The sequence below is a fragment of the Citrobacter freundii complex sp. CFNIH2 genome, assembly GCF_002880615.1.
GTDB lineage: Bacteria > Pseudomonadota > Gammaproteobacteria > Enterobacterales > Enterobacteriaceae > Citrobacter_A > Citrobacter_A amalonaticus_F.
This window is the reverse complement of record NZ_CP025757.1, coordinates 1,302,460-1,326,481: the sequence shown is the minus strand read 5'-3', so window position 1 is coordinate 1,326,481 and position 24,022 is coordinate 1,302,460. Positions and strand designations below refer to the sequence as shown.

Sequence of the window (24,022 nt, the reverse complement as noted above, 5' to 3'; positions counted from 1 at the left end):
TATCCTATCACGCGCCGTACAGACAGATGCATCGCTATTCGGCCTTTTCCACGTTATGATGCTTCTCTCACTCAGGGAGAACGCTAATGAAACCACAGGTTTACCACGTTGATGCCTTCACCAGAACCCCCTTTCGCGGCAACTCTGCAGGTGTCGTTCTGAATGCTGATGGCCTCAGCGAAACACAAATGCAGCTAATTGCCCGCGAATTACGTCACTCCGAAACCGCATTCCTGCTGCAAAGCGATGACAGCGATGTCCGTATTCGCTACTTTACGCCGACGGTAGAAGTGCCAATCTGCGGGCACGCTACCGTTGCGGCGCATTATGTTCGCGCCACGGTGCTGGGACTGGGCAATACCACCGTCTGGCAAACCTCGCTGGCGGGTCGTCACCGGGTCGAGATCCACCATGATGGTGACGATTATCGTATCTCGCTGGAACAAGGTACGCCCAGCTTTGAAGCGCCGCTCGAAGGCGACGTCCGCGCGGCGATTCTTCGTGCGCTGCACCTGAGCGAAGGCGATATGCTGCCGGAGTTACCGATTCAGGTGGCGTCAACCGGGCATTCAAAAGTGATGATTCCGCTTAAGCCTGAAGTCGATATCGATGCCCTTTCTCCCGATCTTGATGCCCTTTGCACCATCAGCAAACAGATTGGCTGCAATGGCTTTTTCCCATTCCAGATCCGTCCGGGCAAAAATGAAACTGATGGGCGCATGTTCTCACCGGCAATTGGTATTGTGGAAGATCCGGTGACCGGCAATGCCAACGGCCCGATGGGTGCCTGGCTGGTGCATCACGGTTTACTGGAACACGACGGGAAATTGCTGCAGGTGAAAGGACATCAGGGACGGGCATTAGGTCGCGATGGCACCGTTGAAATTGAGGTGAAGATTCAGGATAACCAGCCGGAAAAAGTCACCATCACGGGTAACGCGGTCATTTTGTTTCACGCCGAATGGGCGATAGATTTTTAATATTATGCCCGGCAAGCGCCTGCGCCTGCCGGGTTTTGATTATTTTCCCGCTTCGGGATGCGTATCAAACGCCGCCATCACCCTGGCCAGTTCAGTTTCCGTAAAACCATGCTTCGCGTCTGTCACCCCCAGACCAAAACGTTCCTGTAGCAACGCATACAATGAGGCGACATCCGGTAAATTGCGCTGTTCTACCACCCTGTCACCTTCGTAATGCGTGAAGTGGAAGTTGGTGAGGGTCAGTTTCCCCCCGTCCGGCAAATGACGGCACATCAGCAGATGATGACGAAAATGTGATTGCGGCCAGTGCGCGGACCAGAAGTTGCCCATCACATAGTCACTTTGCTGCTGCACCACCTGATCAAAACGGTACATGGATTGCCAGCGATCGTGATGACAGAACTGCAGGATCCAGTCGTCCCCCTCCTGCTGCAAACGGTATTCTGCGTGTGGCGTCTTCTGGATAATGTCCGCTTGCAGACGAATGGGGGCAGTCAGCGTCTGACCGCCAAATCCCACATCGGCGATCCACGATTCGTCGTCCAGTTCGACCAGCAGCAGACGGTGAGTTCGCGGTGGCAGGTTCGGAGGGTTGGCCAGCACCACGCGTCCCAACAGACTGCGCACGGTAAACCCCAGTTCGCGCAGGACGCGCTCAAACACGCCATTTTGCTCAAAACAGTAGCCGCCGCGACGTGCGGTAATGAGTTTCTCTTCCAGCGACCTGTCATCAAGGTGCATTTCTCGCGGTAACAGCACGTCGAGATTCTCAAACGGGATAGTACAGTTATGCTGCAAATGTAGCGCCCGAAGCGTCTCAATATTGACGTCGGCACGCCCTGACCAGTTCAGTCGAGCAAAATAAGCATTCAGGATAGGCGTCATCAGATTTCCTGTCGTGGGCCTTAAATCGTTATCCGAGTATAAACGATGTACCAAAGAGTGAGGCAGGTGTTATGAGACGCTTGGCGCGACGTCAGTTTTCATTAATACTCAAAAAAAACCTTTGTGAGACAATTCTATGAGTCGATTCCGTCCTGTCGAATTACGCCACGCCAGCCGTCTGCTCAATCATGGCCCCACGGTACTGATCACCAGTCGCGATGAGATCAGCAACCGACGCAATATCATGGCCGCCGCGTGGTCTATGCCCGTCGAGTTTGAACCGCCGCGTCTGGCGATCGTGGTCGATAAAACGGCCTGGTCGCGCGAGTTAATTGAGCGCAGCGGCCTGTTCGGTATTGTCATTCCCGGCATCGCCGCTACCAACTGGACTTACGCCGTTGGCAGCGTTTCCGGGCGCGATGAAGACAAATTCAACTGTTACGGCATCCCGGTGGTGAAAGGTCCGGTGCTGGGGTTGCCGGTCGTTGAGGAAAAATGTCTGGCCTGGATGGAGTGTCGCCTCCTCCCCGCCACCGCCGCGCAGGAAAAATACGACACCTTATTCGGCGAAGTGGTTTCTGCCGCTGCCGATGAGCGGGTGTTTGTCGAAGGCCGTTGGCAGTTCGATGACGACAAACTCAACACCCTGCATCATCTTGGCGCCGGTACATTTGTCACCAGCGGCAAACGCGTGACGGCGGGCTAACTACGCCGTCACCACGGTGATCCCCTTCGCGTTCATGGCGCGGATCCAGCTCTCGTCGGTGTTCTCTTCCACGACGACCGTATTAATCAGCGACACGTCGCCAATGGCAAAGGGAGATGCGGCGCTGATCTTCTCCGGCGAGGCCAGGACAATCGTTTCCGCGGCTCTGCCGGAAAATGCACGTTTGATGCACGCTTCTTCGTAATCTCCCGTGGTTAACCCCGCTTCCGGATGAATGCCCGTCACGCCCATGAAAAAGAGATCGGCCTGAATGTTGCGCATTCCCTCAATCGTCGCCGCACCCACCGTGACGATGGAGTGTTTATACACGCGCCCACCAATAAGAATGATCTCGATAAGCGGATGATTGACCAGCCCTAATGCGATGCCCGGACTGTGGGTGACGACGGTAATGTTTAAATCATCCGGCAGACACGCAATCAGCTCAGTCGTCGTCGTGCCGCCGTCAATGATCACTACCTGACCGGGGGAAATCAACGTGGCCCCTTTTTGCGCCACGCGCTTTTTGGCGTCGGTTTTCAATGATTTTCGTTCAAGAAACGGCGCTGTCGCACCAGACGATGGCAGCGCCCCGCCGTGTACGCGCTGCAGAAATCCTTCTGCGGCAAGCTCGCGCAAATCGCGGCGGATAGTGTCCTCTGAAACCGCAAACCGGTTACTGAGCGCTTTCGACAACACCTGACCTTCGGCGGCCAGGAGTTCAAGGATCATTTTTTTACGCTGATCGGTAAGCATAGGGTTATTCCTGAATGTGCACGATTTATCTTGATCATGCACGAATTTGCTGTTTATGATATTTACTCTACAAACGCAACGCCTGACAGGCAACAAAAACGTGCAGAAATGTGCATTTCTGCCTACGACAAACAAGCAACGAGGATATCATGACCGCACAACTCATTTTAATCGCCGGCCCTTATCGCAGCGGCACAGATGGAAAACAGGCTCTGATCGACGCCAACCTTCAGCGTCTGGAAACGGCAGCGCTGGCCGTATACCAGCGCGGGCATATTCCGCTGATTGGCGAATGGCTCGCGTTGCCGCTGGCTAAGGCGGCAGGTTCCACGTCGTTAGATGATGAGATTAGCGAAGCCATGCTCTACCCGGTTGCCCACCGACTCATCGCTCGCTGTGATGCGATTTACCGAATTGCGGGAGCGTCTAAGGGTGCCGATATGGATATCGAGGTCGCTCGTCAACATGGACTGACGCTCTATACTTCTGTCGAGGACATCCCGCAGAACTGATCAAAAATCGTGCAGGTATCAATACACTAGCAATATCTGCACGTTAATTGCCGTCTGGCAGAAGCTGGCTATAGTTAATGTTGCATTACCTCAAATTTTCACGTCAAACGCATATACACCTGCATTTCCACATCAAAATGTCCTCCATTTCGATAAGTGAGGTTTTACAATGCAACTCAATACCATCGCCAGGGGTCTACTCCTTGCCGGGCTGTTAACGTCTTTTTCTCTTCCGCTTATTGCGGCTGAAGCGCCTAAAGATGCCACTGCCGCCACTCAACAGGCGAACAATGCGCTTTATAATCAGCTGCCCTTTTCCGATAACACCGATTTTACCGATGCCCATAAAGGCTTTATTGCCCCCATTCCCCAGGAAGTGATTAAGGGCGAGCAAGGCAATGTTATCTGGAATCCTCAGCAATATGCATTCATTAAAGAAGGCGATAAATCTCCCGACTCAGTAAACCCCAGCCTCTGGCGTCAGGCGCAGTTGATTAATATTAGCGGCCTGTTTGAGGTGACGGAGGGGGTTTATCAGATCCGTAATCTTGACCTGTCGAATATGACGATTATCGAAGGTAAAGAAGGCATTACCGTTGTCGATCCGCTGGTTTCGGCAGAAACGGCGAAAGTGGGCATGGATTTGTACTTTAAGAACCGGGGTAAAAAACCGGTTGTGGCGGTGATTTACACCCACAGCCATGTGGATCACTACGGCGGCGTTCGCGGCGTGGTCGATGAAGGCGATGTGAAAGCGGGCAAAGTGAAAATCTACGCCCCTGCCGGATTCATGGAGGAAGCGGTATCAGAAAATATCATGGCCGGGAACGTGATGAGTCGCCGTGCCAGCTATATGTACGGCAACCTGCTGAAACCGGATGTTAAAGGCCAGGTCGGCGCAGGTCTGGGAACCACCACCTCCGCCGGTACGGTGACGCTGATCGCGCCGACCAATTATATTACCAAAACCGGGCAGAAAGAGGTCATTGACGGACTGACCTATGATTTCCTGATGGCGCCGGGTTCTGAAGCCCCATCCGAAATGCTGTGGTATATCGAAGAGAAGAAAATTATCGAAACCGCAGAAGATGTCACCCACACCCTGCACAACACCTATTCGCTGCGCGGCGCTAAAATTCGCCAGCCGCTGCCATGGTCCAAATACATTAATGAAGCGCTTAACCTGTGGGGCGATAAGGCCGAAATTATCCTCGCACAGCACCACTGGCCGACCTGGGGCAATGACAATGTGGTCAAATTGCTGAAAAGCCAGCGCGATTTGTATCGCTATATCAACGACCAGACGCTGCGAATGGCCAACCAGGGCTTAACCCGTGATGAAATCGCCGCAAACTTTACCCTGCCGCCCTCGCTGGCCAATACCTGGGCTAACCGCGGTTACTATGGTTCGGTCAGCCATGATGTGAAGGCAACCTATGTGCTGTATCTCGGCTGGTTTGACGGCAACCCGGCTACGCTGGACGAACTGCCGCCGGAAGAAGGCGCGAAGAAATTTGTGGAGTACATGGGCGGCGCCGATGCCATTCTGCAAAAAGCGAAGCAGGACTACGATCAGGGCAATTATCGTTGGGTTGCGCAAGTGGTCAGCAAGGTTGTGTTCGCCGATCCGAATAATCAGGCAGCGAGAAACCTGGAAGCGGACGCACTGGAACAACTGGGATACCAGGCTGAATCCGGCCCGTGGCGTAACTTCTACCTGACCGGCGCGCAGGAACTGCGTAACGGCGTCGTGAAGGGGCCAACGCCGAATACCGCCAGCCCGGATACCGTACGCGCGATGACGCCTGAGATGTTCTTTGACTACCTCGCCGTCCATATTAACGGCCAAAAAGCAGCAGATGCGAAAATGGTCCTTAACTTCGATTTCGGTGACGACGGCGGTAAGTACAAAATCGAGCTGGAAAACGGCGTACTGAACCACACCGCGAACGTAGAAGACGCCAATGCTGATGCCACCATCAGCCTGTCGCGCGATGCGCTAAACCGGATTGTGTTGAAAGAAGAAACGCTGAAAGAAGCCACAGATAAAGGCGACGTAAAAATCACCGGCAATGCGGAAAAACTGAACGAACTGCTTGGCTATATGGATAAATTTGAATTCTGGTTCAATATCGTCACGCCGTAACCCGACGTTGCCCGGTCAGTTTTCGTGACCGGGCGTTTTGTTTACATGCTGTAGCCTGGCTTTTTAATCAGCACGTCCATCTGCGGTTCAATCTCGCTATCCCAGACGCCCTGCCACTTATCCTCCGGAACTTCAGTCAGCGCCACGCTCACCGAGCGTTCCTTACTGTTCAGATGACGGATGATCACCTCAGTAATATCATCGGCCAGCGCCGCTTTTTGTTCATCATTCAGGTCGCGCGGAAAACATTTAATATCAACGTGTGGCATAGCAGGTTCCTTATTGTCAGTGTGACGTTAACGCTAGCACACTCGACAACATGCGTGTGTCGGTTTATGCGGATTCCCGCTCAATCAGGTGAAACCCGATATCGATAATGGCCTCTTCCACTGCCGTCTGTTCAATGCGATTCGCCAGCAGCGTGGCGGCTCGCTGACCAATGGCGCGGCGGTCGACGCTGACGGTGGTGATCGACGGGCGATTGCTGGCGGCAAAATCGAGGTCGCCAAAACCGATGACGGCCAAATTCTGAGGAATACGTAATCCACGGCTTTCCGCTTCCATCATTGCACCTTGCGCCAGCGTGTCGGAACTGCAGACAATCACGTCGAATTCCCCTTCACTGAAGAGTTGCGAAAGCCCACTGCGTCCCAGCGACAGCGACGCCGGGAGCGGCACATCCACCTGCGGCACATCATGAATTTCATGATGCGCCAGAACGCTGCATAACCCCTGCTTACGCTGACCGGCACGGCGATCGGCCGTCCACAACAAACCGGGTCGACGATACCCTTTACGCAACAGATATTCGCCGGTGGCCTGCCCGACTTTTTCATGGGAGAAACCGACCAGCATGTCGAGCGGCGTGGGGGTGAGATCCCAGATTTCCACGACTGGAATGGCCGCATTCAGAATCACTTTTTTCAGTTCGCTGGTGTGGTGAATGCCGGTTAGCACCACGCCGTCGGGACGCCGGGAAAGCAGCGTGGCGACAAGTTCCGCTTCCGTCTGTTCGGTATACCCCGCCACGCACAGGAGAATATGATAGCCGCGCCTTGCCAGTTCATCGCTCAGCGACTGGATCGTATCGACGAACATGTTGTTGTTGATCTGCGGCACCACAATAGCAATCAATTTACTGCGCCGTGACGCCAGCCCCCCCGCCAGCGCGTTGGGGATATAGCCGGTCGTCCGCACCGCCTGCATCACTTTCTCAACCGTTTTGGGGCGCACTAGCTGTGGCGTATTCAGCGCCCGACTCACCGTCATGGGTGACAGTCCGGCACTGCGGGCAACATCTTCCAGCGTCGGCGCGCGAGGTGGTTTAGTGCTCTTCACTGTGGATGTCCCTGCAAAATTCACTGATTTATCTGTGCATTATTCATCATGCGTGTGGCTATTGCCAGCTTCAGACCAGGAAACGCCGCAAATACAGCAGCTTACTTTTCCGTACACATACATAAATGTTAGCGCCATCATTAAATGTTGTGCATTTTACCAGAATGTTTTGGAACGTGACCTGTTTTGCAGGAATTCCTCTTTTTTATTCGCCATATGTGATCGATTGTTCAATTCAACACCCACTCTCTGGATTAATTTTTGCCATAAGAATAGAAATGTTAGCGCAATCATTTTACATCAATCAGGAGAATGACATGTCTTTAAGCGCGAATTCTGACGCCGTAACCTATGCCAAAGCGGCCAATGCCAGAACGGCAGCGGAAACCGGCGATCGTATCGAATGGGTGAAGCTGTCACTGGCATTTCTGCCGCTGGCAACCCCGGTGAGTGACGCCAAAGTGTTGACCGGTCGCCAGAAACCGTTGACCGAGGTGGCGATTATCATTGCGGAGATCCGCAGCCGCGATGGATTTGAAGGCGTCGGTTTCAGCTATTCAAAACGCGCCGGTGGTCAGGGTATTTACGCTCATGCCAAAGAGATCGCCGACAACCTGCTGGGGGAAGACCCGAATGATATCGACAAAATCTACACCAAGCTGCTGTGGGCTGGCGCATCCGTTGGTCGCAGCGGAATGGCGGTACAGGCCATCTCCCCTATCGACATCGCCCTCTGGGACATGAAGGCCAAACGCGCTGGCCTGCCATTGGCAAAACTGCTGGGCGCGCACCGGGATTCCGTGCAGTGCTACAACACCTCCGGCGGCTTCCTGCATACGCCGCTCGATCAGGTGCTGAAGAATGTGGTGATTTCGCGTGAAAACGGTATTGGCGGGATCAAACTGAAAGTCGGACAGCCCAACTGCGCCGAGGATATCCGCCGTTTAACCGCCGTTCGCGAGGCGTTGGGTGATGACTTCCCGTTAATGGTCGATGCCAACCAGCAGTGGGATCGCGAAACGGCGATCCGCATGGGGCGCAAAATGGAGCAGTTTAACCTCATCTGGATTGAAGAGCCGCTTGACGCCTATGATGTTGAAGGTCACGCCCAGCTTGCCGCCGCGCTGGATACCCCCATCGCCACCGGTGAAATGTTGACCAGCTTCCGCGAGCACGAACAGTTGATTCTGGGGAACGCCAGCGACTTCGTCCAGCCAGACGCCCCGCGCGTGGGCGGTATCTCACCGTTCCTGAAAATTATGGATCTGGCCGCCAAACACGGACGTAAGCTGGCGCCGCATTTTGCCATGGAAGTTCACCTGCATCTGTCCGCCGCCTATCCGCTGGAGCCGTGGCTGGAGCATTTCGAATGGCTGAACCCGTTGTTTAATGAACAGCTTGAATTGCGCGACGGACGCATGTGGGTCTCCGATCGTCACGGTCTGGGCTTCACCCTGAGCGAACAGGCGCGCCGCTGGACGCAGTTAAGTTGCGAATTTGGCAAACGCCCCTGATCCGCGTTGGCGGGAATAGTTCCCGCCCTCTGACCTTACAGAACGCTTTCTGCCCTTACCGAGGAGTAGAGAATGAACACAATGATAAAACGCACTAAAGTGCGTTACAGCATCCTTATATTTTTATTTCTTGCCACTGTATTTAATTATGCCGACCGGGCAACATTATCCGTCGTCGCGCCGATTATGAGTAAAGAATTAGGCTTTGACCCGGAAGCCATGGGGCTGGCTTTTTCTTCTTTTGGTATTGCGTATGTGATCATGCAATTACCCGGCGGTTGGTTATTAGATCGCTACGGTTCGCGCCTGGTTTACGGCTGCGCGCTGATCGGCTGGTCGTTGGTGACCATGTTTCAGGGCACCATCTATCTGTACGCCAGCCCGCTGATCGTACTGATTATTCTGCGTTTATTGATGGGCGCAATCGAGGCTCCCGCCTTCCCGGCAAACAGTCGCTTAAGCGTACAATGGTTTCCGAATAATGAACGGGGTTTTGTCACCTCGGTTTATCAGGCGGCGCAATATATCTCGCTGGGAATTATTACCCCACTGATGACCATTATTTTGCATAACTTGAGCTGGCATTTTGTCTTCTATTACATCGGTGCCATTGGCGTTATTCTCGGTGTCTTCTGGTTAATTAAAGTCAAAGATCCGATGCACCATCCCAAAGTGAATCAACAGGAAATTGACTATATTCGCGAGGGTGGCGGTGAACCGACGCTGGGCAGTAAAAAAGAGCCGCAAAAGGTCTCGTTCGCGCAGATCAAAAGCGTCTGCGTCAACCGGATGATGATCGGTGTCTACATCGGGCAGTTCTGCGTCACCTCTATCACCTGGTTCTTCCTGACCTGGTTCCCAACCTACCTGTACCAGGCCAAAGGGATGTCGATTCTGAAAGTGGGCTTTGTCGCCAGTATCCCGGCGATTGCCGGATTTATTGGCGGCCTGCTCGGCGGCGTCTTCTCCGACTGGTTGCTCAAGCGCGGCTACAGCCTCACCATCGCGCGTAAACTGCCGGTAATTTGCGGCATGCTGCTCTCCTGCGTGATCGTTATTGCTAACTACACCTCTTCGGAGTTCGTGGTGATTGCCGCGATGAGCCTGGCCTTTTTCGCCAAAGGGTTTGGCAACCTTGGTTGGTGCGTCCTCAGCGATACGTCGCCAAAAGAGGTGCTGGGCATTGCGGGCGGCGTCTTCAATATGTGTGGCAACATGGCAAGTATCATCACCCCGCTGGTGATCGGCGTGATTCTGGCTAATACCCAGTCGTTTGACTTCGCCATTCTGTACGTCGGCTCAATGGGTCTTATTGGCCTTATTTCCTACCTGTTTATTGTTGGACCGTTGGATCGCATTACGCTAACCCCGTCTGCTGCCTGATCGTCCGTATGGCGACGCTTTCGCCCCGCTGTTTCGGGACTGCACTCCCCGGAACAGCGTTTTTTTAGTCCGCGTTTACCCGCGACCGCCGTTGCTTTTTTCAGATGATCTCATTGTTTTTCAGCACCTGACGTAATTCTGCCCGCTGACACACAGCATCCGCTATCGCGCTGATATTCGGCGTATTATCCTGAAACCAGTCATGCCCCGGCCCCCAGGTGCGCATTACGCACAGATAACAGTCGAGCAGCGTCAACTGTTCGCCGAAGGCATACGGTTCCGCGCTGAGTTGATCGTTGAGCCAGAGATAGAGTGATTTACGGTATTCAATACCGTTCTTTTTCAACTGGGCGGGCGCATCAGGAACCCAGCGTTCCGGATAGTCGGCATAGGTAAATGTCGGATAGATATTGGCCACCAGCCAGATCAGCAGACGCTGAAACTGCTGACGCTCAGTACGTCCGACGGGCGGCGCCAGATCGGGGCGACGATCGAGTATCATCAGCGCAATAGCCGCCGTTTCGGTCATCACCTCGCCATTTTCAAGCGTCAGCGTCGGCACCTGACACAGCGGATTGATTTTTTGCAGCAGGTCGCGCTGCGGCCCTTCGCTGTTAAAACCGCTGACATCAACAAAACGATACGGAATATCCGCCAGCGTAAGCATTAATTCGCTGATTGCTGACCCCCACCCTGGTGCCCCATAAACCTTAATCATACTGCCTCCTGCAGGTTAAAACTCTAAGTGTAGAGTAACCTGCATTTCTGGCATGGCTTTCTGACCGTTCCTCGCGATCGATCCCTACAAAAATTAATAGGTCAATAAAACTTATGATGTGAACCGTAATAGCACAGCCCTATTTTCTTTTTGTCATCGTTTTATCGGTCAAGTTTTACTTAAGGGAGCACCCTATACTTTCCAGGTTACGCAGATGTATTTATTTTTCATTTTAATGACATTACAGTTTAATTAAAGCATGTAAATTTCATTTTAAATACTTTCGTCATTCTTATGTTTAGTAGAGAATGCAGCATTCTAAATACATCAATCTCTATTATCCGTCAGCCCAGGCTGACGGACTTTTGTGTTTATTCCGCACAGCATCACCAGGAGTCTTTCATGAGAAGTAACATTCCCGTTACACAGAAAGAGTATTTACTTAACGAGAAAACGACGCTGTTATCGACAACGAATACGCAAAGCCATATTACCTATGCGAATTCCGCGTTTATCGACGCCAGCGGATTTGGCGAAAATCAACTGATGGGCGAGCCGCACAATATCATCCGTCACCCGGATATGCCGCCTGCCGCATTTGCCGATATGTGGTTTACCCTGCAACAAGGCGACAGTTGGACCGGTATGGTCAAGAACCGCCGTCACAACGGCGATCATTACTGGGTTCGCGCCAACGTCACCCCCGTCTGGCATAACGAACAATTAACCGGATACATCTCGGTACGCACCGTTCCCGCGCGTCAGGAAATTGAGCAAAGCGAGCAGCTTTATCAAAAGATAAATAATAACAATTTCAAGGGTCATCGTTTATTTAAGGGAATCATTATCCGTCGTGGCGTGCTGGCCTGTTTGTCAGCATTTAAATGGTTATCCATCCGTCAACGTGTCAATTATGCTATCGGTATCAGTTTGCTTATCGCGTTGGGTATTATTTTCTTAGCCATTCATCCGCTTATTCAGGCAGGCGCATTTACCCTCTTGTTTTTGCTGCTGGCTATTTACCTTAAGTATCAAATTTGTCATCCGGTTAAACAGATCCTGGCCCAGATGCAGAAAGTGGTTGCCGGACGAAAACCCGACAGCATTCATTTAAATCGTGTCGATGAACTGGGGATGATGATGCGTCTGGTTAATCAGGCCGGATTAAATCTGAATTCCCTGGTGGATGATGTGAGTACCCAAATTGCCGGGATTCAGGAAATCAGCAAGCGCGTCAGTCAGGAAGGCACCGCGCTGCATAAGCGTTCCGAAGAGACCTCTGCCAACCTGCAGCAAACTGCGGCAGCTATTGAGGAGATTGGCAGCGCAGTACAGCAAACGGCGGATACCGCCGCTCAAACCATGACGATGGCCGACAGAACCAGCGCTAACGCCAGCGAAGGGGGCGATTTTATGAAGCAGACGATCGGCATGATGCAGTCGATTTCCCGCGACAACGGGCAGATCGTCGACATCATCGGCGTGATCGACAGTATTGCTTTCCAGACCAATATCCTTGCGCTTAACGCAGCGGTCGAAGCCGCGCGCGCCGGTGAGTCCGGACGCGGGTTTGCGGTCGTTGCCGCCGAAGTACGAAATCTTGCACAGCACTCCGCGTCGGCTGCCAAAGAGATTACCTCGCTGATTGAGAAGAACGTCGCCAACGTCAATGCCGGGGTGAGCATGGTTGAGCAAACGGAAACCCATCTGACCGGGATGATCGACGACGTGTTCCAGATGTCGACAATGATTAAAGAAATTGGCCTTGCGACGCGTGAACAGACGCAGGCGCTGGAACTGATTAACGATTCGATCTCCCGCATCGGCACCATGACCGATAACAACGCCACGATGGTGGAAAGCGTCAGAGATGCCGCCGGCAATCTTTCCGGGCGCTCCTCACGCCTGCAACAGGCGGTGCGTGTCTTCGGCACCTCCGCCTGATTCCCCTACCCGCTCTGCCTGTTCAGAGCGGGTTTTCACTTCAGTTTTGGTTGATTATTACGCAATCTGACCATTGTGAATGGACTATTTTGCACCGTTTATTATTTGCAGGTAGGATGCTCCGCCGGTGGTGTTATCCCTACCCAGAATGACGGGAAGCAGCACCCGCGTCGCGCCGGGTGGTAGCGACGAAAAGTTCGACTTATCAGACAGGTAAACAGGTAACGTAATGAATACACAAGAAACAACGGTGTCGGAGCAGCACGCGGCGAAACGACGCTGGTTGAATGCCCATGAAGAGGGATATCACAAAGCCATGGGCAACCGTCAGGTCCAGATGATCGCCATCGGCGGCGCCATTGGGACCGGGTTATTTTTGGGAGCCGGCGCCCGCCTGCAAATGGCGGGTCCGGCGCTGGCGCTGGTCTATCTGGTCTGCGGGATCTTCTCGTTCTTCATTTTGCGCGCCTTGGGTGAACTGGTTTTACACCGCCCTTCCAGCGGCAGCTTCGTGTCGTACGCCCGTGAATTTCTCGGTGAGAAAGCCGCCTACGTCGCGGGATGGATGTACTTCATCAACTGGGCAATGACAGGTATTGTCGATATCACTGCCGTCGCGCTGTATATGCACTACTGGGGCGCGTTTGGCGACGTTCCGCAATGGGTCTTTGCCCTCGGCGCGCTGGCGATTGTCGGCACCATGAACATGATTGGCGTGAAGTGGTTTGCGGAGATGGAATTCTGGTTCGCACTGGTCAAAGTGCTGGCCATTGTTCTCTTTCTGGTGGTCGGCACGATATTCCTCGGCTCGGGTAAACCGCTGGACGGTAACGCCACAGGTTTTCATCTGATTACGGATAACGGCGGATTCTTCCCCCACGGCCTGCTGCCAGCGCTGGTGTTGGTGCAAGGGGTGGTCTTTGCTTTTGCGTCTATCGAACTGGTGGGAACCGCCGCTGGCGAGTGTAAAGATCCGCAGACGATGGTGCCGAAAGCCATCAACAGCGTGATCTGGCGTATCGGCTTGTTCTACGTCGGTTCTGTGGTACTGCTGGTTCTGCTGTTGCCATGGAACGCCTATCAGGCGGGGCAAAGCCCATTTGTCACCTTCTTTTCAAAACTTGGCGTGCCTTACATTGGCAGCATCATGAACATCGTTGTGTTAACCGCCGCCCTCTCGAGCCTGAACTCCGGCCTCTATTGTACCGGGCGTATTTTGCGTTCGATGGCAATGGGCGGTTCTGCGCCAACATTCATGAGTAAAATGAGCCGTCAGCATGTGCCCTACGCGGGAATTCTGGCGACGCTGGCAGTGTACATTGTCGGGGTTTTTCTCAACTATCTGGTGCCGTCGCAGGTCTTCGAAATCGTGCTGAACTTTGCGTCACTGGGGATCATCGCCTCATGGGGCTTTATCGTGGTCTGCCAGCTGCGTCTGCGTCAGGCGATCAAAGAAGGGAAAGCCGCCGATGTCAGCTTCAAACTGCCTAGCGCGCCGTTTACCTCGTGGTTAACACTGTTGTTCCTGGTGAGCGTACTGGTGCTGATGGCATTCGATTATCCGAACGGGACCTGGACCATTGCTTCCCTGCCGCTGATTGCCATCCTGCTGGTCGCCGGCTGGTATGGCGTGCGTAAACGCGTGGCGGAAATACACCGGACTGCGCCATAAATAATAAGGCCTGCACTTTCGGGCAGGCCTTATCAGATTGCACCTTCACGTATCTGCCGGGTGACGGTTTCGCCTTACCCGGCCTACAACACCACTCATGCGGTAGTCATAACATAACCGCCCTCGGGCGTCTTACAGGGCGATGCGAATCACATCATCCGGTTCAGTCGCTTCTTTCTCACGCGTGGATTTTTGCTTCACGCTTACGTACAGCGTTTTGCCATCGGCTGACAGCGCCAGGCTGTTCGGGAAGGTCGGCGTATCAAACGTTTTCACCACTTTGTAGCTCTTCGTGTCAATCACGCTCACCTTACCCGCCTGACGATGTGTGACGTAGGCTTCGTTACGCGTTGGGTTGAACAGAACGGCCAGCGACTCCGGCGCCGCGACTTTCGCCAGCACGTTGCCGTTACGGGTATCGACGACCAACACTTCAGCCGCTTTTGAGTCGGTTACAAATGCACGATGGCCTGCCGTATCAAGGCTCAGGTTGATGAAGAAGTGTTCTTTGCCATCATCCAGCAGTTTTTTACGACTGAGGATTTTGTTGCTGGCGGTATCGATGGTAATGAATTCACCATCGGCATTGGTGGTGTACAGCCGTTTTGCCTGGCTGTCGATCGCCAGACCCGTGCTCATCTTACCGGTATTCTGGATCGTCTCTTTTAGCGTAATTTTTTCGCCATCCACCACCCAGATCACGCTCTCTTTGCCGAGACCGCTGATATAGACCGTATTGGTCGCTTCATCGGCAACCAGCTCACGTGGCTGTAGCGGACGCACATCTTCTGAGCGCTTACGGGCATCGAGGACCAGTCGCCCTTTCACTTCACTCGTTTTCGCATCAATAGCCGTCACCGCACTGTTGACCGTGTTGCCGAACCACAGCGTCTGGGTCGCATTGTTGATGGTGGCGCCAAACGGTTTGAGATCGTTGTGGATAGCCTGCGTGACTTCCAGCGTCACCGGATCAAGACGATAAACGATACCGCCCTTGTCCAGCTTGCGGCTCTGCGAGGTAGCCAGCCACAGCGCGTTTTCCTGCTGGCTGTAGGCCATTTCGTAGGCGCCTTTGCCCACGCCTTTACGCAGCATTTCTTCAGCCGCCTGAGCGCTGAATGAAGAAGCAACCAGCAGTGAACCTAACAGCAATGACCCCCGCAGGCGCGGCGAGAACAGATGACGAAAATGCATGACGACTCCCTTTGATAAATAGCTATTTTGCTGCTTCACATCGCTTCAACGAGCAACATCCTGGCATTGCTCTTTTTTATAGATGGGAATGGTAATCATTATTCATGTGAATGTGGAGCATTTATTCGCATTCTGGCTACAATCTTCTTAATTTCTCCATTAATTATTAACGCATCGTGCCGTTAAAATTTTCAAACATTTACAAATCCATTAACATAGAACTTACATACCTCTGGGTACGTTCAATTTAACTGGCCTTTTTCATGAAGATTATTTCCGCACGACATACCGCAGTTCCCGCACTTTTTCTCCCGCTCGTCTTTTCATCGCCGGTTCTGGCAGATGAGGCTAGCGATGCCCAAACCATGATCGTCAGCGCTTCGCCCCAGGCAATATCAGAGCTGGATACCCCCGCAGCCGTCAGCGTCGTCGATGGCGACGAGATGCGCCTGGCCGCGCCGCGCATCAACCTGTCGGAATCGCTGACCCGCGTGCCGGGACTACAGGTACAAAACCGGCAAAACTATGCGCAGGATCTGCAGATTTCGATGCGCGGATTCGGCTCCCGATCCACCTATGGGATCCGCGGCATCCGTCTGTATGTTGACGGGATTCCGGCGACGATGCCGGACGGTCAGGGGCAGACATCGAACATCGATCTCAGCAGCGTGCAGAACGTTGAAGTGCTGCGCGGTCCCTTCTCTGCGCTCTACGGTAATGCTTCCGGCGGAGTGATGAATGTCACTACCCAAACCGGTCAGCAGCCGCCGACGATAGAAGCGAGCAGCTATTACGGCAGTTTCGGGAGCTGGCGTTATGGGCTGAAAGCCACGGGCGCGATGGGTGATGGCACTCAGGCGGGCGACGTGGATTACACGGTCTCCACTACCCGTTTCACCACCCACGGCTTTCGCGATCGTAGCGGCGCGCAAAAAAATCTGGCCAACGCAAAACTGGGCGTACGTATCGATGACGCCAGCAAGCTGAGTCTGATTTTTAATAGCGTCGATATTAAAGCCGACGATCCGGGGGGGCTGACTGAAGCGGAATGGCGGGCGGATCCCCAACAATCCCCCCGCGCTGAACAATACAACACGCGCAAAACCATCAAACAGACCCAGGCCGGATTACGTTATGAGCGCCAGCTCAGCGTGCAGGATGACATGAGCGTCATGATGTACGCAGGAGAACGCGAAACCACGCAGTATCAGTCGATCCCTATGGCGCCACAGCTTCGCCCCTCTCATGCGGGCGGCGTGATCGCTTTGCAGCGCCATTACCAGGGTATCGACAGTCGCTGGACGCATCGCGGGGAACTGGGCGTCCCCGTGACCTTCACCACCGGTTTGAATTACGAGAACATGAGTGAAAACCGTAAAGGCTATAACAACTATCGACTGAACAATGGCGTGCCGGAGTACGGTCAGAAAGGCGATCTGCGCCGCGATGAACGTAACCTGATGTGGAACGTGGATCCCTATCTGCAAACCCAGTGGCAACTGACTGACAAACTCTCGCTCGATGCGGGCGTGCGCTACAGTTCGGTGTGGTTCGATTCCAACGATCATTATGTCACGCCAGGCAATGGCGATGACAGCGGTGAGGCCAGCTACCATCAGTGGTTGCCTGCTGGTTCGCTGAAATACGCCTTAACCGACGCGTGGAACCTCTATCTCGCCGCAGGCCGGGGCTTCGAAACGCCGACCATCAACGAGCTTTCTTACCGCGCAGACGGGCAAAGCGGGATGAATTTTGATCTCAAACCCTCAACCAACGATACGGTGGAAATTGGCAGTAAGACCCGGATCGGTGACGGGTTGTTGACGGCGGCGCTTTTCCAGACGGATACCGACGATGAACTGGTGGTAGATTCCAGCAGCGGCGGACGCACGACCTATAAGAATGCCGGTAAGACGCGTCGCCAGGGGGCGGAGCTCGCCTGGGATCAACGCATTGCCGGAAACTGGCGGTTCAACGCCTCATGGACCTGGCTGGATGCCACTTATCGCAGTAACGTGTGTAACGACCAGAACTGCAGTAGTAACCGAATGCCCGGCATCGCACGCAACATGGGGTTTGCCTCGCTGGGCTACGTGCCTGATGAGGGCTGGTATGCGGGTGCCGATGCGCGCTATATGGGCGATATCATGGCCGACGATGAAAACACCGCCAAAGCGCCGTCTTATACCGTGGTCGGCCTGAATACCGGCTATAAATTTAACCTCAGCAGTCTGACGGTGGACGTGTTTAGTCGTGTCGATAACCTCTTCGACAAAGAGTATGTTGGCTCGGTCATTGTGAATGAGTCGAATGGCCGCTATTACGAACCGGCGCCAGGACGAAACTATGGCATTGGTGTCAATCTGGCCTGGCGTTTTGAGTAAAATCGATTATTCATGACGTACTAGCGGGGATATTCCCCGCTATATTTAAGCCAGGCTTAATGATGGTATTGTTGTTTAATTATCGCTACATTTTTATTGATGAGATCAATTAAACAATGACGGCTGGCATCTTTATTTCCCGTCGCCATCACATTCAGCAATTCCTGATAATGCCCGACGTTGTGTTGATACGCGTCATGCTTTGCCCTGTCATAGAGAAAATGCAGACTCGGCCCCATGCGCACCCAAAGTTGCTCGATCATTTCAACCAGGGTGGGCATATTCGCAAACTGATAGATTTTGAAGCGCAACGCCCGGTTCGCCAACAGGCGATCCTCAACCGTACCACTCTCGTGGGCCTGCTGATAGTCCGCCAGAAGCGCATGCAGAATGTCCATCCGCTCCGCCGTCACCTCGCCCGTCGCCGTCATTACCGCCATGCCTTCAAGCTCGCAGCGGATGTGTATGATCTCGCTAAACCGCGACATCGTGATATCCGGAACCATAAACGCCTGTGCGGGCGCGATTGCCAACGCGCTGGCGGAGACCAGTCGTAGCAGCGCTTCCCGGACCGGGGTGATACTGATCCCCATCTCCTGCGCGATATTTTTGGTGATAAGCCTGGCCCCGGGGCGTAAAGCGCCAATGCTTAGTTTGTCTTTTAGCCCTCTTTCAACCTGCGTGGTCAGACTTATATGTTGCGTTTTTTCCATACCAGGCATTCTATTTCTTCACCTCATAACATAGCCAATCGCAATTAAGCTAAATCGCCTAATTGATATAAATATCGCCTGGTATGAAAAATGTAAAACGTAAAGAATAGTAATTTACCCACGTTATTTTAACTGCCCCGACAGATTATTCGTCGGTTACGCGGTGCTATAAACCCGTCATACTTCAAGTTGCAGATGCGTTGGCTGCGCTCATTCCCCCCAGTCACTTACTTGAGTAAGCTCCTGGGGATTCACTCCCTTGCCGCCTTCCTGCAACTCGAATTATTTAGGGTATAATTAAAGCTGGAATTTAAAAATTTGCCCATTTTTTTTATGGCGGCTCTCGCCGCCAGATATTGTTTACGCGTCGTCGGCCAGACGTATCACCACTTTGCCAAAGTTTTTACCGGTCAGCAGGCCGATGAAAGCCTGCGGTGCATTCTCCAGGCCGTCGGTAACCTGCTCGCGGTAGTGGATTTTCCCCTCTTTCACCCAGCGCCCCATCTCCTGCTGGAATTCGTGAATGCGATGCCCGTAATCCTGACCGATGATAAAGCCCTGCATAAGGATCCGTTTCTTCAGCAGCGTCGCCATCAGCAGCGGCAGTCTGTCAGGCCCTGCCGGTAAGTTTGTCGCGTTATAACCGCTGACCAGTCCACAAACAGGGATCCGCGCCGAGGTATTCAGCAACGGCAGAACGGCATCAAACACTTTCCCGCCCACGTTTTCGTAGTAGACATCAATACCTTGCGGGCAGGCTTTCGCCAGTTGTTCAGCAAAATCGCTGGCATGGTGATCCAGACAGAGATCGAAGCCCAGCACCTCGGTAGCATGACGGCATTTTTCCGCACCGCCAGCCACGCCCACCACGCGACAGCCCTTCAGCTTACCGATTTGTCCAACCGTGGCGCCGACAGGACCGGTGGCAGCCGCTGCGACCAGCGTCTCGCCCGCTTTTGGCTGGCCAATGTCCAGTAATCCCATATAGGCGGTGAATCCGGGCATCCCCAGCACGCCAAGCGCCCATGACGGATTTTCAGGATGATCCCCAAGCTTCACCAGTTCCGTGCCGTCGGAGATTGCATAATCCTGCCAGCCGCTGTAGCTCAAAACCCATTCACCCGGTTTATAGTCAGGATGGTTTGACGTCACAACACGACTGACGGTGCCACCCACCATCACACCGCCTACCTCAACCGGCGGCGAGTATGACGGTTCATCGCTCATACGCCCGCGCATATAGGGATCGAGCGAGAGAAAAATCGTACGCAGTAAAACCTGGCCTTCGCCAGGGGTGGCGACATCGTCCTCTTCCAGACGAAAATTCTCTGCCACCGGTGCGCCATGGGGCCGGGATGCTAACACCCAGCGACGGTTACGGTGTGTTTGTTGAGCCATGATGTTCTCCTCTGCTTTTGGCATGAATCCATCAATAGTAGCAGGCCGCGGCGGTCATTAACTCCCGGCCTGATTTAAGCGCACAACGAGGTAAACGCAGGGTTGCGCCGTCTCATTGATAAAACGACAGTCATTCGGCGGCCCCAGTTCCAGGCAGTCTCCCGCCTTCATCTCGTGGCGCGTGTCACCTTCCACAAACACCAGTTCGCCCTGCTGCAGCCAGATCAGCTGCCGGGCCTGAACATACGATGACGCAGGCATCGGGATATCGCTACCCGCCGGCAATTCAATTTGCACCAGATCGATCGGTAAATCGCTGCGCGGCGACACATGGCGGCGCAGATAGTGGCTCTGCGGGTCATGCCAGACGGGCTGATCGGCGAAACGGGACAGTTTGCCCTCCTGCATTTCAGCACGGGCAATCAGCGTGGACATACTGATGCCAAACGCCCCGGAGAGCCTGCCAAGCAGCGTCGCCGTTGGACTGCTTTCACCGCGTTCAATTTTGTGGATCATCGCGCGCGACACGCCTGCCCGTTCAGCCAGATCGGTAAGCGACCAGCTGCGGGATTCTCGTTCAATGCGAATTCTTGCACTGATCCGTTGATTTATGCTGTCTTCAATAGTATTCATATCGTAATACTATAGTGAACAACCCCTGAGGTTCAACATGTCTATTCGATTCGCCAGCAAAGAGGACTGCGCCGCCATCGCAGAGATCTATAACCATGCGGTGCTGCATACGGCGGCCATCTGGAACGACCAGACGGTCGATACTGATAATCGCATCGCATGGTATGAGGCGCGGCAGGCGCTGGGTTATCCGGTACTGGTGAGCGTGGAAGGTGACGTTGTCACAGGCTACGCCTCATTTGGGGACTGGCGCAACTTTGATGGCTTTCGCCATACCGTCGAACACTCGGTGTATGTCCATCCGGAACATCAGGGAAAAGGACTGGGACGCCAGTTACTGAGCCGGTTAATTGAGGAAGCCCGCCGCTGTGGTAAACATGTGATGGTCGCCGGCATTGAGTCACAGAACCACGCCTCATTGCATCTGCACGAAACGCTCGGGTTTAACACCACAGCGCAGATGCCGCAGGTAGGCACCAAATTTGGCCGCTGGCTGGATCTGACCTTCATGCAGTTACAGCTTGACGATCGCCGCGAACCGGACGCGCACGGATGAACCAGTCGCTCACCCTCGCCTTCCTGATCGCCGCCGGTATCGGTCTGGTGGTGCAAAACACCCTGATGGTGCGGATTACGCAAACCTCATCGACTATCCTGATCGCCATGTTGTTAAACTCGCTGGTCGGAATTGTGCTGTTTGTCAGCATTCTGTGGTTCAAACAGGGAATGGCGGGATTTGGTGAACTGGTCGCCAGCGTGCGCTGGTGGACGCTGATTCCGGGTCTGCTGGGCTCGTTTTTCGTCTTTGCCAGCATCAGCGGCTATCAGCATGTGGGGGCTGCGACCACGATTGCGGTACTGGTCGCCAGCCAGCTCATTGGCGGTCTCGTACTGGATATTCTACGCAGCCACGGTGTTCCGCTCAGAGCCTTGATCGGCCCGGTCTGCGGCGCCGTAATGCTGGTGGTCGGCGCCTGGCTGGTGGCCAGACGCCAGTTTTGAACGCCTGATGACGTTACGCTTATCAGGCCTACATCCTATGCCAAATAAGCGCAGCGTCATCCGGCACACTGCACCAAAATCAAAGGATCGTGCCGCCTTTCGTGAGTTGTTCGCGACGCGCTTCCATATCTTCCTTATGCTGACGACCGTGGTGCGCAATTGCGGTTCTTAACCGCTGTTGCTGCGTGTAGCGGTCTTCGCGGCTTAACTGCGCGTCATCGCTCAGGGCTACCAACAGTTCGTTCATATGGGTAATGACGCCCTCATCAATGGCGGCATCAACACGGGCGCTGACCTCATCCAGGTGCGACATAAAAACTCCTTAATTCAGTTTTGCTTTTGAAAAATCACTGCCCATCAGGCTGACGCTGTAACCGGTCACGTTACTGCGCGTGGCGTAGAACGTTTTGCCGTTTGCCAGTGCAATCCACGGCGCCTGCTGATAATAAATCTCTTGCGCCTGCTGGTAGAGTTTCACACGCTCTTCCGGTTTGCTGACCAGCTTCGCTTTCTGGACCAGTGAATCATACTCCTTATCACACCAGCGTGCGGCATTCGATCCGGTTTTGATGCTGTTGCAGCCCAGCAGTACATCAGCGAAGTTGTCCGGGTCGCCGTTATCCGACATCCAGCCAAACAGTGCGCTGTCATGCTCGCCTTTACGCATGCCGGAAAGGTATTCGCCCCACTCGTAAGAGACAATCTTCGCCTTGACCCCCACTTTTGCCCAGTCGCTTTGAATCATCTCGGCAATGCGTCGCGAGTTAGGGTTATACGGTCGCTGCACCGGCATTGACCAGAGCGTCACCTCAAACCCTTTATCCTGCCCGGCTTGTTTCAGGAGTTCTTTCGCTTTTTCAGGATCGTACGCGTAATCCTTCAGCTCCGGGTTAAAACCCATCATGTTCGGCGGGATCGGTGATTTTGCCACTTTCGCCGAACCGAGGAAGACGGCTTTCACGATCGCCTGTTTATCGGTGGCGTAGTTCAGCGCCTGACGCACCAGCACATTATCAAACGGCTTTTTCTCGGTATTAAAGGCCAGATAACCGACGTTGAGCGCCTCAACGGCATGCAGCGTCAGATCGTTGTTCTTTTTGATTTCATCAAACTGCACCGGTGATGGCGCCGGGATAATCTGACATTCGTTGGTTTGCAGTTTCGCCATCCGCGTCTGAACGTTTGGCGTGATGGAGAAGATCAGATGCTTTGTCGGCACCTCGCCGTCCCAGTAATTCGGGTTCGCCAGATAGCGAATCTGCGAATCCTGCTTGTACTGTTGCAGCACGTACGGGCCGGTACCAATCGGCCAGTTATCGACGTTTTCCGGTGTCCCTTTTTTCAGCATGGCGTCGGCGTATTCCGCCGAGAGAATCGAGGCAAAATCCATTCCCCAGTCGGCAAGGAACGCGGCGTTTGGCTCACTCAGCACAAACTGCACGTGGTAGTCGTCGACCTTTTTCACCTCTTTAATCAGCTTATCGAAGCCGACGTCGTTGAAATACTCGTAGCTTCCCTGCGACACATTGTGGTACGGGTGCGTGGCCTCTTTCTGGCGTAATACCGAGAAAATAACGTCATCAGCGTTGAAATCGCGGGTCGGCTTGAAGAACTTGTTGCTGTTGAACTTCACGCCCTGACGCAGCGTAAAGGTATACGTTTTGCCATCCTCTGAAATGGTCCAGTCCGTTGCCAGCGACGGTACCGGCGTGTTTTTTACCGGGTCGAAATTGATCAGCCGGTTGTAGAGCACCTGTGAACTGGCGACAAACGACGGTCCTGAGCTGGCAATTTGCGGATTAAAGGATTCAGGCGAAGCTTCTGAACAGTAAACAATCGTGTCGTTATTTGCCGCAAGCGCGGCTCCGGTCGGTAGCACTGCACTGAGCGCCAGTGCGAGCAGCGTTTTCCCTGTGGACATGATATGAACCTTCATCGTTATTATTGAGGGGGTTATAGGAGCATAGATTAAGAAAACTGAAAAATAACAAATCCGTCTCAGGTTATGCGAATCCGCGCATTTTTGTTGGATCTTTCGCCACAGAATTTCCGTTAAGGCTTTTCGAAAACGTCAACGCCTCTATGCCCAGAAAATTCACCCCTTTTTGCCTCTCTTCCACCGTTTGCCTGAGCCACGAATCCGT

22 protein-coding genes are annotated in these 24,022 nt (G+C 53.6%); 11 read left to right on the top strand and 11 right to left on the bottom strand.

Annotated elements, in window-relative coordinates; translation table 11 throughout:
- Window positions 1–86: 86 nt before the first annotated feature.
- Window positions 87–980, top strand: a complete 894-nt coding sequence (locus tag WM46_RS06720; RefSeq protein ID WP_102601802.1) for a PhzF family isomerase — start codon at window positions 87–89, stop codon at window positions 978–980.
- A gap of 39 nt (window positions 981–1,019) precedes the next feature.
- Here the strand turns inward: WM46_RS06720 and nhoA are convergent, their stop codons facing one another.
- Window positions 1,020–1,865 carry an N-hydroxyarylamine O-acetyltransferase gene (gene nhoA / locus WM46_RS06715; protein ID WP_102601801.1) on the bottom strand — a complete coding sequence of 282 codons (846 nt, stop codon included), beginning with the start codon at window positions 1,863–1,865 and terminating at the stop codon, window positions 1,020–1,022.
- A 136-nt stretch (window positions 1,866–2,001) separates the two neighbouring features.
- On the opposite strand from nhoA, the gene WM46_RS06710 reads away from it, so the two are divergent.
- Window positions 2,002–2,571 (top strand): flavin reductase family protein, encoded by a 570-nt coding sequence (locus WM46_RS06710; RefSeq protein WP_102601800.1) that lies wholly within the window; start codon window positions 2,002–2,004, stop codon window positions 2,569–2,571.
- Here WM46_RS06710 and WM46_RS06705 read toward each other — a convergent pair whose 3' ends face one another.
- The gene (locus WM46_RS06705) at window positions 2,572–3,327 is read right to left on the bottom strand and encodes a DeoR/GlpR family DNA-binding transcription regulator (RefSeq protein ID WP_102601799.1); all 756 of its coding nucleotides are present in this window, start codon (window positions 3,325–3,327) and stop codon (window positions 2,572–2,574) included.
- A 149-nt stretch (window positions 3,328–3,476) separates the two neighbouring features.
- Between WM46_RS06705 and WM46_RS06700 the strand changes: the two genes are divergently transcribed.
- Window positions 3,477–3,839 carry a DUF4406 domain-containing protein gene (locus WM46_RS06700; protein WP_102601798.1) on the top strand — a complete coding sequence of 121 codons (363 nt, stop codon included), beginning with the start codon at window positions 3,477–3,479 and terminating at the stop codon, window positions 3,837–3,839.
- A gap of 169 nt (window positions 3,840–4,008) precedes the next feature.
- The gene (locus WM46_RS06695; protein WP_102601797.1) at window positions 4,009–5,985 is read left to right on the top strand and encodes an alkyl/aryl-sulfatase; all 1,977 of its coding nucleotides are present in this window, start codon (window positions 4,009–4,011) and stop codon (window positions 5,983–5,985) included.
- A gap of 41 nt (window positions 5,986–6,026) precedes the next feature.
- On the opposite strand, the gene pptA is transcribed toward WM46_RS06695, so the two are convergent.
- On the bottom strand, window positions 6,027–6,254 hold the full coding sequence (pptA, locus tag WM46_RS06690; RefSeq protein ID WP_102601796.1) for a tautomerase PptA: 228 nt from the start codon (window positions 6,252–6,254) through the stop codon (window positions 6,027–6,029).
- A 64-nt stretch (window positions 6,255–6,318) separates the two neighbouring features.
- A complete protein-coding gene (locus tag WM46_RS06685; protein ID WP_102601795.1) occupies window positions 6,319–7,323 on the bottom strand; it encodes a LacI family DNA-binding transcriptional regulator in 1,005 nt (334 codons plus the stop codon).
- Between the two features lie 317 nt (window positions 7,324–7,640).
- On the opposite strand from WM46_RS06685, the gene WM46_RS06675 reads away from it, so the two are divergent.
- Entirely contained in the window at window positions 7,641–8,837 is a 1,197-nt protein-coding gene (locus WM46_RS06675; RefSeq protein ID WP_061077550.1) for an L-talarate/galactarate dehydratase, read from the top strand.
- Between the two features lie 72 nt (window positions 8,838–8,909).
- The gene (locus WM46_RS06670) at window positions 8,910–10,220 is read left to right on the top strand and encodes an MFS transporter (RefSeq protein ID WP_061077551.1); all 1,311 of its coding nucleotides are present in this window, start codon (window positions 8,910–8,912) and stop codon (window positions 10,218–10,220) included.
- Between the two features lie 100 nt (window positions 10,221–10,320).
- On the opposite strand, the gene WM46_RS06665 is transcribed toward WM46_RS06670, so the two are convergent.
- The gene (locus tag WM46_RS06665) at window positions 10,321–10,938 is read right to left on the bottom strand and encodes a glutathione S-transferase family protein (protein WP_061077552.1); all 618 of its coding nucleotides are present in this window, start codon (window positions 10,936–10,938) and stop codon (window positions 10,321–10,323) included.
- 402 nt (window positions 10,939–11,340) lie between these two features.
- Here WM46_RS06665 and WM46_RS06660 point away from each other — a divergent pair, with 402 nt between their 5' ends.
- Both WM46_RS06660 and ansP read left to right on the top strand, forming a co-directional pair.
- Window positions 11,341–12,882, top strand: coding sequence for a methyl-accepting chemotaxis protein (locus WM46_RS06660; protein WP_102601794.1), 1,542 nt, complete (start codon window positions 11,341–11,343; stop codon window positions 12,880–12,882).
- 229 nt (window positions 12,883–13,111) lie between these two features.
- Entirely contained in the window at window positions 13,112–14,554 is a 1,443-nt protein-coding gene (ansP, locus tag WM46_RS06655; RefSeq protein ID WP_102601793.1) for an L-asparagine permease, read from the top strand.
- Window positions 14,555–14,686: 132 nt separating this feature from the next.
- On the opposite strand, the gene WM46_RS06650 is transcribed toward ansP, so the two are convergent.
- Window positions 14,687–15,748 carry a YncE family protein gene (locus WM46_RS06650; RefSeq protein WP_102601792.1) on the bottom strand — a complete coding sequence of 354 codons (1,062 nt, stop codon included), beginning with the start codon at window positions 15,746–15,748 and terminating at the stop codon, window positions 14,687–14,689.
- 263 nt (window positions 15,749–16,011) lie between these two features.
- Between WM46_RS06650 and pqqU the strand changes: the two genes are divergently transcribed.
- Window positions 16,012–18,132 (top strand): TonB-dependent receptor PqqU, encoded by a 2,121-nt coding sequence (gene pqqU / locus WM46_RS06645; RefSeq protein WP_102601791.1) that lies wholly within the window; start codon window positions 16,012–16,014, stop codon window positions 18,130–18,132.
- Between the two features lie 56 nt (window positions 18,133–18,188).
- Here pqqU and WM46_RS06640 read toward each other — a convergent pair whose 3' ends face one another.
- From WM46_RS06640 to WM46_RS06630, 3 genes are all read right to left on the bottom strand, one after another.
- Complete coding sequence (locus tag WM46_RS06640; protein ID WP_102601790.1) at window positions 18,189–18,854, bottom strand: GntR family transcriptional regulator; 666 nt, start codon at window positions 18,852–18,854, stop codon at window positions 18,189–18,191.
- 351 nt (window positions 18,855–19,205) lie between these two features.
- Window positions 19,206–20,243, bottom strand: a complete 1,038-nt coding sequence (locus WM46_RS06635; protein WP_102601789.1) for an NADP-dependent oxidoreductase — start codon at window positions 20,241–20,243, stop codon at window positions 19,206–19,208.
- 57 nt (window positions 20,244–20,300) lie between these two features.
- Window positions 20,301–20,876, bottom strand: coding sequence for a helix-turn-helix domain-containing protein (locus tag WM46_RS06630; protein ID WP_061077559.1), 576 nt, complete (start codon window positions 20,874–20,876; stop codon window positions 20,301–20,303).
- Between the two features lie 37 nt (window positions 20,877–20,913).
- Here WM46_RS06630 and WM46_RS06625 point away from each other — a divergent pair, with 37 nt between their 5' ends.
- Together WM46_RS06625 and WM46_RS06620 are read left to right on the top strand one after the other, a co-directional pair.
- Window positions 20,914–21,432: a GNAT family N-acetyltransferase gene (locus WM46_RS06625; RefSeq protein ID WP_102601788.1), complete on the top strand. Its 519-nt coding sequence runs from the start codon at window positions 20,914–20,916 to the stop codon at window positions 21,430–21,432.
- A complete protein-coding gene (locus WM46_RS06620) occupies window positions 21,429–21,878 on the top strand; it encodes a DMT family transporter (RefSeq protein ID WP_061077561.1) in 450 nt (149 codons plus the stop codon). The genes WM46_RS06625 and WM46_RS06620 overlap by 4 nt, the downstream gene beginning before the upstream one ends.
- Window positions 21,879–21,957: 79 nt before the next feature.
- Here the strand turns inward: WM46_RS06620 and WM46_RS06615 are convergent, their stop codons facing one another.
- Together WM46_RS06615 and WM46_RS06610 are read right to left on the bottom strand one after the other, a co-directional pair.
- Entirely contained in the window at window positions 21,958–22,191 is a 234-nt protein-coding gene (locus WM46_RS06615) for a YdcY family protein (protein WP_102601787.1), read from the bottom strand.
- A 9-nt stretch (window positions 22,192–22,200) separates the two neighbouring features.
- Entirely contained in the window at window positions 22,201–23,799 is a 1,599-nt protein-coding gene (locus WM46_RS06610; RefSeq protein WP_102601786.1) for an ABC transporter substrate-binding protein, read from the bottom strand.
- Window positions 23,800–24,022 lie beyond the last annotated feature (223 nt).

Bases quoted from the DNA above. Each gene is read 5' to 3' on its own strand.
- WM46_RS06720 (WP_102601802.1), top strand. From the start codon at position 87: ATGAAACCACAGGTTTACCACGTTGATGCCTTCACCAGAACCCCCTTT.
- nhoA (WP_102601801.1), bottom strand. From the start codon at position 1,865: ATGACGCCTATCCTGAATGCTTATTTTGCTCGACTGAACTGGTCAGGG.
- WM46_RS06710 (WP_102601800.1), top strand. From the start codon at position 2,002: ATGAGTCGATTCCGTCCTGTCGAATTACGCCACGCCAGCCGTCTGCTC.
- WM46_RS06705 (WP_102601799.1), bottom strand. From the start codon at position 3,327: ATGCTTACCGATCAGCGTAAAAAAATGATCCTTGAACTCCTGGCCGCC.
- WM46_RS06700 (WP_102601798.1), top strand. From the start codon at position 3,477: ATGACCGCACAACTCATTTTAATCGCCGGCCCTTATCGCAGCGGCACA.
- WM46_RS06695 (WP_102601797.1), top strand. From the start codon at position 4,009: ATGCAACTCAATACCATCGCCAGGGGTCTACTCCTTGCCGGGCTGTTA.
- pptA (WP_102601796.1), bottom strand. From the start codon at position 6,254: ATGCCACACGTTGATATTAAATGTTTTCCGCGCGACCTGAATGATGAA.
- WM46_RS06675 (WP_061077550.1), top strand. From the start codon at position 7,641: ATGTCTTTAAGCGCGAATTCTGACGCCGTAACCTATGCCAAAGCGGCC.
- WM46_RS06670 (WP_061077551.1), top strand. From the start codon at position 8,910: ATGAACACAATGATAAAACGCACTAAAGTGCGTTACAGCATCCTTATA.
- WM46_RS06665 (WP_061077552.1), bottom strand. From the start codon at position 10,938: ATGATTAAGGTTTATGGGGCACCAGGGTGGGGGTCAGCAATCAGCGAA.
- WM46_RS06660 (WP_102601794.1), top strand. From the start codon at position 11,341: ATGAGAAGTAACATTCCCGTTACACAGAAAGAGTATTTACTTAACGAG.
- ansP (WP_102601793.1), top strand. From the start codon at position 13,112: ATGAATACACAAGAAACAACGGTGTCGGAGCAGCACGCGGCGAAACGA.
- WM46_RS06650 (WP_102601792.1), bottom strand. From the start codon at position 15,748: ATGCATTTTCGTCATCTGTTCTCGCCGCGCCTGCGGGGGTCATTGCTG.
- pqqU (WP_102601791.1), top strand. From the start codon at position 16,012: ATGAAGATTATTTCCGCACGACATACCGCAGTTCCCGCACTTTTTCTC.
- WM46_RS06640 (WP_102601790.1), bottom strand. From the start codon at position 18,854: ATGCCTGGTATGGAAAAAACGCAACATATAAGTCTGACCACGCAGGTT.
- WM46_RS06635 (WP_102601789.1), bottom strand. From the start codon at position 20,243: ATGGCTCAACAAACACACCGTAACCGTCGCTGGGTGTTAGCATCCCGG.
- WM46_RS06630 (WP_061077559.1), bottom strand. From the start codon at position 20,876: ATGAATACTATTGAAGACAGCATAAATCAACGGATCAGTGCAAGAATT.
- WM46_RS06625 (WP_102601788.1), top strand. From the start codon at position 20,914: ATGTCTATTCGATTCGCCAGCAAAGAGGACTGCGCCGCCATCGCAGAG.
- WM46_RS06620 (WP_061077561.1), top strand. From the start codon at position 21,429: ATGAACCAGTCGCTCACCCTCGCCTTCCTGATCGCCGCCGGTATCGGT.
- WM46_RS06615 (WP_102601787.1), bottom strand. From the start codon at position 22,191: ATGTCGCACCTGGATGAGGTCAGCGCCCGTGTTGATGCCGCCATTGAT.
- WM46_RS06610 (WP_102601786.1), bottom strand. From the start codon at position 23,799: ATGTCCACAGGGAAAACGCTGCTCGCACTGGCGCTCAGTGCAGTGCTA.